Here is an 8,024-nt window from a genome sequence, read left to right as displayed (position 1 = left end):
GGAACGACGACTATCTCATCAATGCCATCACTCATATGCGATAGCCCTGCCCTTGAGGGGGAGATGGCCGGCAGGCCAGAGGGGGTCGGTTCGACTGGATGCGACCTCCCTTGCGACAGATGGAGGTTGGCGCTCTACGCGAGGCGACCCCCTCTGTCGCCTTCGGCGACATCTCCCCCTCGAGGGGGGAGATTACGCAGCTCACCCTGCAAGCCGGCTAACCATTTCGTGCTGCGCATAGGCGCGGCCGAAGCGGTTGGCCAGGAACGCGTCGAGCGCGATGTCCTCCTGTTTGATGAAACCGCTTGCCGGCAAGGTGCCGTCGGCGAGCATGTCGAGCACGGCGCAGATCGCCGATGCGGTGGTGATCTGGATGGCGCTGCGCACCATTTCGCCGTCGCGCCTGGCGTAGATCTTGTTGGCGTAGGTTTCCTGCAGCAGACGGCCGTTCTTGCGGCCGCTGACGGTGACGAAGACTATGACGACGTCCTGCAGCGTCGCCGGCAGGGCGCTTTCGAAAATGTCCTTCAGCACGTCGCGGCGGTGGCGCAGGCCGAGGTCGTTGAGCAGCGCCTTCATGATCGCCGCATGGCCGGGATAGCGGATGGTGCGGTAGTTCAGCGTGCGCACTCTGCCCTTCAGCGTTTCGGCCAGCGTGCCCAGCCCGCCCGAGGTGTTGAACGCCTCATAGGTGACGCCGTCGAGCGAGAATTCTTCACGCTCCTCGAGCGGCGGCACTTCGATCAGCTCGCCTTCGACGATCGCCTCGCAAGGCTCGCAATATTCGTTGATGACGCCGTCGGTGCTCCAGGTCAGATTGTAGTTCAGCGCATTCGACGGGTATTGGGGCAGCGCGCCGACCCGCATGCGCACGCTTTCCAGCGTGTCGAAGCGGCTGGCGAGATCGTTGGCAACGATCGAGATGAAGCCCGGCGCCAAGCCGCATTGCGGGATGAAGGCGCTGCTGCCGGAACGAGCCAGTTCCTTGACCCGCCTGGTGCTGACGACGTCCTCGGTCAGATCGAGATAGTGCACGCCGGCGCTGGCCGCCGCCTCGGCGATGCGCGTGGTCAGATGGAAGGGCGCGGCGCTGAGCACCGCGAACTTGCCGGCCAAGGCCGCTTCGAGGGTGCCGGCGGCTTCGATGTCGAGTTCCAGCGTCTCGACCGTTTCAGGCAGTTCGGCCGCGCCGAGCTGCGCCGCCGAGCGGTCGACGAGCGTGACATGGTAGTTGCCCGTGGAAGCCAGCATCTCGGCAATGGTCGAGCCGATCTTGCCGGCGCCGACGACGATGATTTCCTTCATGACCGGTCCCTCGCGCCAATGCTAAATTCACGGTTAGAATCGCAGCTTGCCTGTCGAAAGGAAGCGTAAGATTGTACGAAACGCAGCCTCTCTTTGGGCAATGTGCCGGTAAGGTTCGTCGAAATGCTCAGCGATGCCGACCAGGCTCTGCTTTCCCTGCTGCGCACCAATGCGCGCGCCTCGACCGCCGAACTGGCGCGGCGGCTCGGCGTCTCACGAACCACGGTGCAAAGCCGGATCGAGCGGCTGGAACAGCGCGGCATCATCGCCGGCTACGGGGTCAGGCTGTCGCCGGATTACGAGCAGGGGCTGGTGAGGGCGCATGTCCTGCTCACCGTCACCCCCAAGCTTGCCGACAAGGTGGTGCGCAGCCTGCAGGCGCTGGCACCGGTTCGCACGCTGCACTCGGTCAGCGGCAATTTCGACATGATCGTCATCGTCGAGGCGCCGTCGATCAGGGATCTCGACACGCTTCTCGACCAGATCGGCGCCATGGACGGAGTCGAGCGCACGTCGTCGTCGATCATCCTGTCGACGCGGATCGACCGCTGAGCCGGCTGGTGTCGCGGGCCCAGACGCTGGCGGGACAGCGCCCAGGACAGCGCCCCCCTCTGCCCTGCCGGGCATCTCCCCCTCCAGGGGGGAGATTGGATGTCACCGCGGCTTTCGCCAATCTCCAAGGTGGCTGAATGGATGCTATCGGCGAAGCTGCCGATCTCCCCACTAGAGGGGGAGATGCCAAGTGATCGCAAAGAGGGCAGGACAGAGGGGGCGCGAAGGATCACCAAGGGCGGTGATCGTTCTGGCGTTACCGCAGCAAAGCGATATAGGCTTTCAAAATGTGGATCGATGGCGTGCAGCCGCCCCCTATCTCTCGCAGCATCGCGCGTTCACCCAAAGAACCTAGACAGGAGGCCTCCTTGCCCAAGCAGTGTTTTGGAAAATCCCATGTGCCGTTGTCGCCGGCGGTCAGGGCCGGCGATTTCGTCTATGTCTCAGGCCAGGTGCCGGTCGGCACAGACGGGCTGGTGGTCAAGGGCGGCATCGCCGAACAGACCGAGCAGGTGCTGTCGAACGTCAAGGCGGCACTGGCGCTGGCCGGCTGTACCCTCGACGACGTAGTCAAGACGACCGTCTGGCTCGAAGACGCCCGCGATTTCGGCATTTTCAACACCGTCTATGCCAGGCATTTCCCGAAAGACCCGCCGGCGCGCACGACAGTGGAGTCGCGGCTGATGATCGACATCAAGATCGAGGTCGAGGCCGTTGCCTACAGGCCGGCCTGACGGGAAAGTGGAGACAGGCGCGATGCAATTCGATCTCCTGATAAAAGGCGGCCGCCTCATCGATCCGGCGTCCGGCCTCGACGCGCAGCGCGATCTGGCGATTGCCGACGGCCGTATCGCCGCGATCGACACCGAAATCCCCTTCGAACGTGCCGCCCGCGTCATCGATGCCACGGGCTCGATCGTCGCGCCGGGCCTGATCGACCTGCACAGCCATGTCTATTGGGGCGGCACGTCGCTCGGCGTCGATGCCGACCGGCTCGCCGCAAAGAGCGGCACCACCACCTTCATCGATGCCGGAAGTGCCGGCGCCGGCAATTTCCTCGGCTTTCGCTGCCACGTCATCGAGCGCTCGAAAGTCCGCATCCTGGCCTATGTCAACATTTCCTTTGCCGGCATATTCGGCTTCTCGCAGACCGTGGCGGTCGGCGAGTGTAGCGACCTCCGGCTCTGCGAACCGCGCGAGACGGTAGCGGCGGCTCGCGAGCACGCGGACGTGGTTGTCGGCGTCAAGGTCCGCTCGGGTCGCCATGCCGGCGGCACCAGCGGCATCGCGCCGGTCGATCTCGCGCTCGAAGCCGCCGACAAAGCCGGCCTGCCGCTGATGGCGCACATAGACGAGCCGCCGCCGGGCCGCTCGGAAGTGCTGCCGCGGCTGCGCAAGGGCGACATTCTCACCCACTGCTTCCGGCCGTTTCCCAACGCGCCGATCTTCGCCTCGGGGGCGGTGCGGCCAGATATGCGGCTGGCGCGCGAGCGCGGCGTCATCTTCGACATCGGCCACGGCATGGGCTCGTTCGATTTCGAAGTGGCGAAAGCGATGCTCAGCGAGGGGCTGGCGCCGGACGTGATCAGCAGCGACGTGCATCTCTACTGCGTCGACGGGCCGGCCTTCGACATCCTGGTCTGCATATCGAAGCTGCTGGCGCTCGGCATGCCGCTGGTCGAGGTGCTGCGCGCCGCCACGCAGCGCCCTGCCGAAGCGATCGCCAGGCCCGATCTCGGCAGGCTTGCGGTGGGTGCGGTCGGCGACATCGCGGTGTTGCGGCTGCGTCCGGGCCGCTTCACCTTTGTCGATTCGGTCGGCGCCTCGCTGGTCGCCGAGCAAAGGCTGGTCTCGGACGGAATCGTGGTCGGCGGCAGCTGGTGGCCGAACGAGGCGGTGGACGATCTCGGCGAGACCGAACGCTTCGAAGCGCATGCGCACGACACGCATGTCGAGGTGGCGAGCCGGCATTTCGGGCGTGGCCACGATTGAGGGCTGTGCGGCTCTTCCTTCTCCCCTTGTGGGAGAAGGTGGATTGGCGCGCAGCGCCAAGACGGTTGAGGGGTGTTGGGAGGATCGCCGTCTTTGCCAAGCTGGAACACCCCTCATCCGACCGAGCTTCGCTCGGCCACCTTCTCCCACAAGGGGAGAAGGGAAGGGCCGCGCAGCCTACTTCCCCGGCGCTCCATAGACCGGCGTCGCAATGCCTTCCATGCGCGCCTTGATCTGCAGCGCGACGTACTTCGAATAGAAGCGCGACAGCGCCAGATTGCCGCCGTGGAACCACAGCGCTTCCTGTGCCGTCGGCTTCCACATGTTGCGCAATTCGCCTTGCCACGGCCCGGGATCGCCTTTCACGCCCGAGCCAATCCCCCAGCACGGGCCGACCTTGTCGGCGACTTCGCGCGAGACGATCGCCGCCACCGTTTCGTTCATCGACTGATAGCCGGTGCAGGCGATGATCGCGTCGGCCGTGAGTTCGGTGCCGTCGTCGAAGAGAATGCCTGTCGGCGTCAGCGACTTGATCCCGACGCCGCTGCGGATGCCGATCTCGCCGTCGATGATCAGATCGCAGGCGCCGACGTCGATATAGAAACCCGAGCCCGTGCGGTAGGCCTTCATCAGGAGCCCGGTCTCGTCGTCGCCGAAATCGATGGCGAAGCCGGCGCCGCGCAAGCGATCGTAGAAGGCCGCGTCGCGCGCCTTGATGATGTCGTAAAGCGCGCGCTGGCCTTGCGGCAGCAGCGCGAACGGCGTCGAGGCGACGATCATGTCGGCCTTCTCGGTGGTGATGCCGCGGGCCAGCGCCTTTTCCGAAAAGATCTCGAAACCGATCTCCATCAGCGTGTCCGACTTGACCACCGTCGTCGGCGAGCGCTGGACCATGGTCACCTCAGCGCCGCTCTCCCAGAGGTCGACGCTGACGTCATGGCCGGAACTTGCCGCGCCGATGACGGCGACCTTTTTGCCGCGGAATTTCTCGCCGCTGGAATACTGGCTGGAATGCAAGATTTCGCCGTCGAAGACCTCGGCGCCCGGCAGGTCGATGCGCCTGGGCGGGCCATAAGCACCGGTTGCAAAGACGATGTGCCTGGGCTTCAGCGTGATGCGCTCGCCGGCGCGATCGAGCTCGACCGTCCAGATTTTTTCGGCGTCGTCGTAGGACGCGCTGACGCATGTCGTGGAGGTCCAGTAGTTGAGCTCCATGACGCGCGTATACATTTCCAGCCAGTCGCCCATCTTGTCCTTGGGCGTGAACACCGGCCAGTTCTCGGGAAACGGGATGTAGGGCAGATGGTCGTACCAGACCGGGTCGTGCAGCACGAGCGAGCGATAGCGATTGCGCCAGGAATCGCCGGCCTGCGCATTCTTCTCAATGACGATGGCCGGCACGCCCAATTGCCTGAGCCGCGCCCCCAGCATGATGCCGCCGTGGCCGCCGCCGATAACCAGGCAGTAGGGCTGCTGGCTAACGCCGAGATCACGCGCCTCGCGGCGCCTCGCCTCCAGCCAGGTCTCGCGTTCCGGATCCGCCTTGTGGCGGACGCCCAGCGGCCGCGCCGGGCCCTTGCGCTCCTCCAACCCCTTGAGATCGCTCATCGCCGTAAACAGCGTCCGGCATTTGCCGTCCCTGAGGCGCATGATGCCATGGCCCCACGCCGATGACGTCTCGAAAGAAAACCAGGCCTCGATCGTGCCCTCGTCCGAAGTCGCTTCGCCGCTGAGCTGCCACTGGGCAGGCCTAGTCATTGCCAGCGTCGCCGCCAGCATGTCGCGGATCGCGGCGCGGCCTTCCATCGTCTTGATGTTCCAGGTGAAGGTCAGCAGATCGCGCCAGTAGCAGTCCTCGACGAACAAATTGGTTGCGGCCTCGACGTCGCCGGCCTCGAGCGCCCGGGCAAAGGAATCGAGCCAGGTGGCCGCCTGTTTCGTCGGTGCGATGTCGAGCATCTGTCTTCCCTAACTTCCAGTGACGTTTGCGCTGCCCTCATTCTTACCCTTTCCGGGTTCTTTGCGGGAGAGGGTGAGGGCAGCGCAAACAGTCCGGAAGCTAAGGGGCCAACGTAGGCCGAAGCGATCGCCGCTGCCGTCAGGCCCGCGCGCGGGCCTGATCCGAACCGCTATCCAGCCATGCAAGATCGTCCGGCGAAAGTGAAATGTCGAGCGCCTGGAGGCTGTCTTCCAATTCGTCGAGCGTGCGCGGCCCGATCAGCGGGACGGACGGAAAGGGCTGCGCCAGGACATAGGCGAGCGCGACGTGGATCGGGCTTTTGCCCAGCCGTCTGGCGAGCTCGATGGCGCGGTCGCGACGGCCGAAATTCCTCTCCGAATACCAGACCCGGACCAGCTCCTCATTGTCGCGCCGGTCGCGGCCGGCGCGGTCGGTGAAGAAGCCGCGGCCTTGGCTCGACCAGGCGAAATTCGGCATCTGCCGGGCGGCGAGCCAGGCCTTCCATTCGTCGCTGGAGGAGGTGACGCAGCCTGCCCAGATCGGCTCCAGCATTTCGGCCAGCGAGAAATTGTTGGAAAGCGCGCCGGGCTTCTGCTTGCCGGTGCGCTCGGCATAGGCAATCGCCTCATCCATGCGTTCCATCGTCCAGTTCGAGCCGCCGAACGGACCGCGAATGCGGCCGGCCTTGACCTCGCGGTCCATCGCATCGACGAATTCGTCGACCGGCACATCCGGATTGTCGCGGTGCATGAAATAGACGTCGATATGGTCGGTCTGCAGCCGTTCGAGCGACTGGGTGAGCTGCTTGCCGATGACGTCGGGATAGCAGAGCGGCGAGTGCGCGCCCTTGCCGATGACCACCGACTGCTCGCGCACGCCGCGGTTCTTCAGCCACTGGCCGAGCAGCGTCTCGGTATAGCCGGAACCGTAGACGAAGGCGGTGTCGAACAGATTGCCGCCGGCCTCGAAATAGGCATCGAGCAGGATGGCGCCTGACGAAAAGGTGCGGAAATCCTCGAAGCCGAGCGCCAGGCACGAGGCCGGCCGCGGCAGGCCAGGAATGCTGCGCTTGGGGATGGTGGTTCCGCCGGAGCGCAGCTTCCGTCCGGAGATCGTGTTGACGCGCTTTGCCGGTTTCTCGATGTCGTATTCGAGCCCGATTGCGGCCCGCCATTTGTCGAGCACGCGCAGATTGCCGAGACTGTCGGCCCAGCCCATGCCGGGCCAGGCGAACTCCTGCTTTCCGCCGAGAATGGCCTCGCCGGCGGCGTCGACCTCAAATGCGTACAGCCAGCCGTCCTCCGTGACCTCGACCACCTCGGTGTCACCCGGACGGATGATGTGGATTTCGCCGGTGCCGCCTTGCTGGCCGCCGGCATACCAGAAATCCGCCACCTCGATGCGGCCTTTTCTGCCGACAATACGCAAGACATTGTCCTGAGCGAGCGAGATGCTGCAGGACACTTCCGCGACGATGCCGCCCGGAAAATGCAACAGCGCCGACGCCCATTCGTCGACGCCGGATTGGCCGAGATGCGCAGCCCCAACGACTTTGTCCGGCTCGGCGAAGGGCTTTCCCGCCGCGGCGCCGGCAATCAGCCGCGCCATCGAGACGGGATAACCGCCGACATCGAGAATGCCGCCGCCGGCGAGATCCTTGGCGTAGAGACGGTGCTCCGGCATGAAGCCCGGCATGGCGAAGCCGAAGCTGGATTTGATCATCTTGATGTCGCCGATCGCGCCGGTCCTGATCACCTCGACCAGCTTGGCCGTCTGCGGATGCAGCCGGTACATGAAGGCTTCGCCGAGAAAGGTGCCGGCCTTGCGCGCGGCATGGATCATGGCGTCGGCTTCGAATGCGGTCAGGCCAAGCGGCTTTTCGCAAAGCACGTGCTTTCCGGCCTCGGCTGCCTTGATCGCCCATTCGGCATGGCTCGGATGCGGCGTCGAAATATAGATCGCGTCGACATCCGGATCGCCAACCAAAGCCTCGTAGCCGTCCAGGATGCGAGCGCCGGGGAAAGCCTCGGTGAGCCCCGCCTTGCCGGGATTGCGCGCCCCTAAGGCGACCAATGTGCCGGTGCGCGAATGGGCGACGCCCCCGGCAAAAGCCTTGGCGATGTTGCCGGGCCCGAGAATGCCCCAGCGAACTTTTTCTGGTTTGGACGTCATGTCAAATCTCCGTGGGGTGGCCGCGAGCAATCGCGATCGGACA

General features: G+C 64.9%; 6 protein-coding genes. 3 read left to right on the top strand and 3 right to left on the bottom strand.

Annotated elements, in window-relative coordinates:
- Positions 1 to 201: 201 nt before the first annotated feature.
- Positions 202 to 1,305 carry a saccharopine dehydrogenase family protein gene (locus tag NKI24_RS22325; RefSeq protein ID WP_352474011.1) on the bottom strand — a complete coding sequence of 368 codons (1,104 nt, stop codon included), beginning with the start codon at positions 1,303 to 1,305 and terminating at the stop codon, positions 202 to 204.
- 123 nt (positions 1,306 to 1,428) lie between these two features.
- Between NKI24_RS22325 and NKI24_RS22320 the strand changes: the two genes are divergently transcribed.
- The 3 genes from NKI24_RS22320 to NKI24_RS22310 all read left to right on the top strand — a co-directional run bounded on the left by NKI24_RS22320 (position 1,429) and on the right by NKI24_RS22310 (position 3,849).
- Positions 1,429 to 1,857 (top strand): Lrp/AsnC family transcriptional regulator, encoded by a 429-nt coding sequence (locus tag NKI24_RS22320; protein ID WP_352474012.1) that lies wholly within the window; start codon positions 1,429 to 1,431, stop codon positions 1,855 to 1,857.
- Positions 1,858 to 2,225: 368 nt separating this feature from the next.
- Positions 2,226 to 2,591 carry a RidA family protein gene (locus NKI24_RS22315; RefSeq protein WP_023675940.1) on the top strand — a complete coding sequence of 122 codons (366 nt, stop codon included), beginning with the start codon at positions 2,226 to 2,228 and terminating at the stop codon, positions 2,589 to 2,591.
- Between the two features lie 22 nt (positions 2,592 to 2,613).
- Positions 2,614 to 3,849, top strand: coding sequence for an amidohydrolase/deacetylase family metallohydrolase (locus NKI24_RS22310; protein ID WP_352748323.1), 1,236 nt, complete (start codon positions 2,614 to 2,616; stop codon positions 3,847 to 3,849).
- A gap of 177 nt (positions 3,850 to 4,026) precedes the next feature.
- Here NKI24_RS22310 and NKI24_RS22305 read toward each other — a convergent pair whose 3' ends face one another.
- Positions 4,027 to 5,808 (bottom strand): NAD(P)-binding domain-containing protein, encoded by a 1,782-nt coding sequence (locus NKI24_RS22305; protein ID WP_352748321.1) that lies wholly within the window; start codon positions 5,806 to 5,808, stop codon positions 4,027 to 4,029.
- A 139-nt stretch (positions 5,809 to 5,947) separates the two neighbouring features.
- Entirely contained in the window at positions 5,948 to 7,981 is a 2,034-nt protein-coding gene (locus NKI24_RS22300) for an aldo/keto reductase (protein ID WP_352748319.1), read from the bottom strand.
- Positions 7,982 to 8,024 lie beyond the last annotated feature (43 nt).

It is taken from the genome of Mesorhizobium sp. M0701 (assembly GCF_040320365.1).
Taxonomy (GTDB): Bacteria; Pseudomonadota; Alphaproteobacteria; order Rhizobiales; family Rhizobiaceae; genus Mesorhizobium.
Note: the sequence above shows the minus strand (reverse complement) of the source record. Positions and strands in the feature narration are given on the sequence as shown.

Bases quoted from the DNA above. Each gene is read 5' to 3' on its own strand.
- NKI24_RS22325 (WP_352474011.1), bottom strand. From the start codon at position 1,305: ATGAAGGAAATCATCGTCGTCGGCGCCGGCAAGATCGGCTCGACCATT.
- NKI24_RS22320 (WP_352474012.1), top strand. From the start codon at position 1,429: ATGCTCAGCGATGCCGACCAGGCTCTGCTTTCCCTGCTGCGCACCAAT.
- NKI24_RS22310 (WP_352748323.1), top strand. From the start codon at position 2,614: ATGCAATTCGATCTCCTGATAAAAGGCGGCCGCCTCATCGATCCGGCG.
- NKI24_RS22305 (WP_352748321.1), bottom strand. From the start codon at position 5,808: ATGCTCGACATCGCACCGACGAAACAGGCGGCCACCTGGCTCGATTCC.
- NKI24_RS22300 (WP_352748319.1), bottom strand. From the start codon at position 7,981: ATGACGTCCAAACCAGAAAAAGTTCGCTGGGGCATTCTCGGGCCCGGC.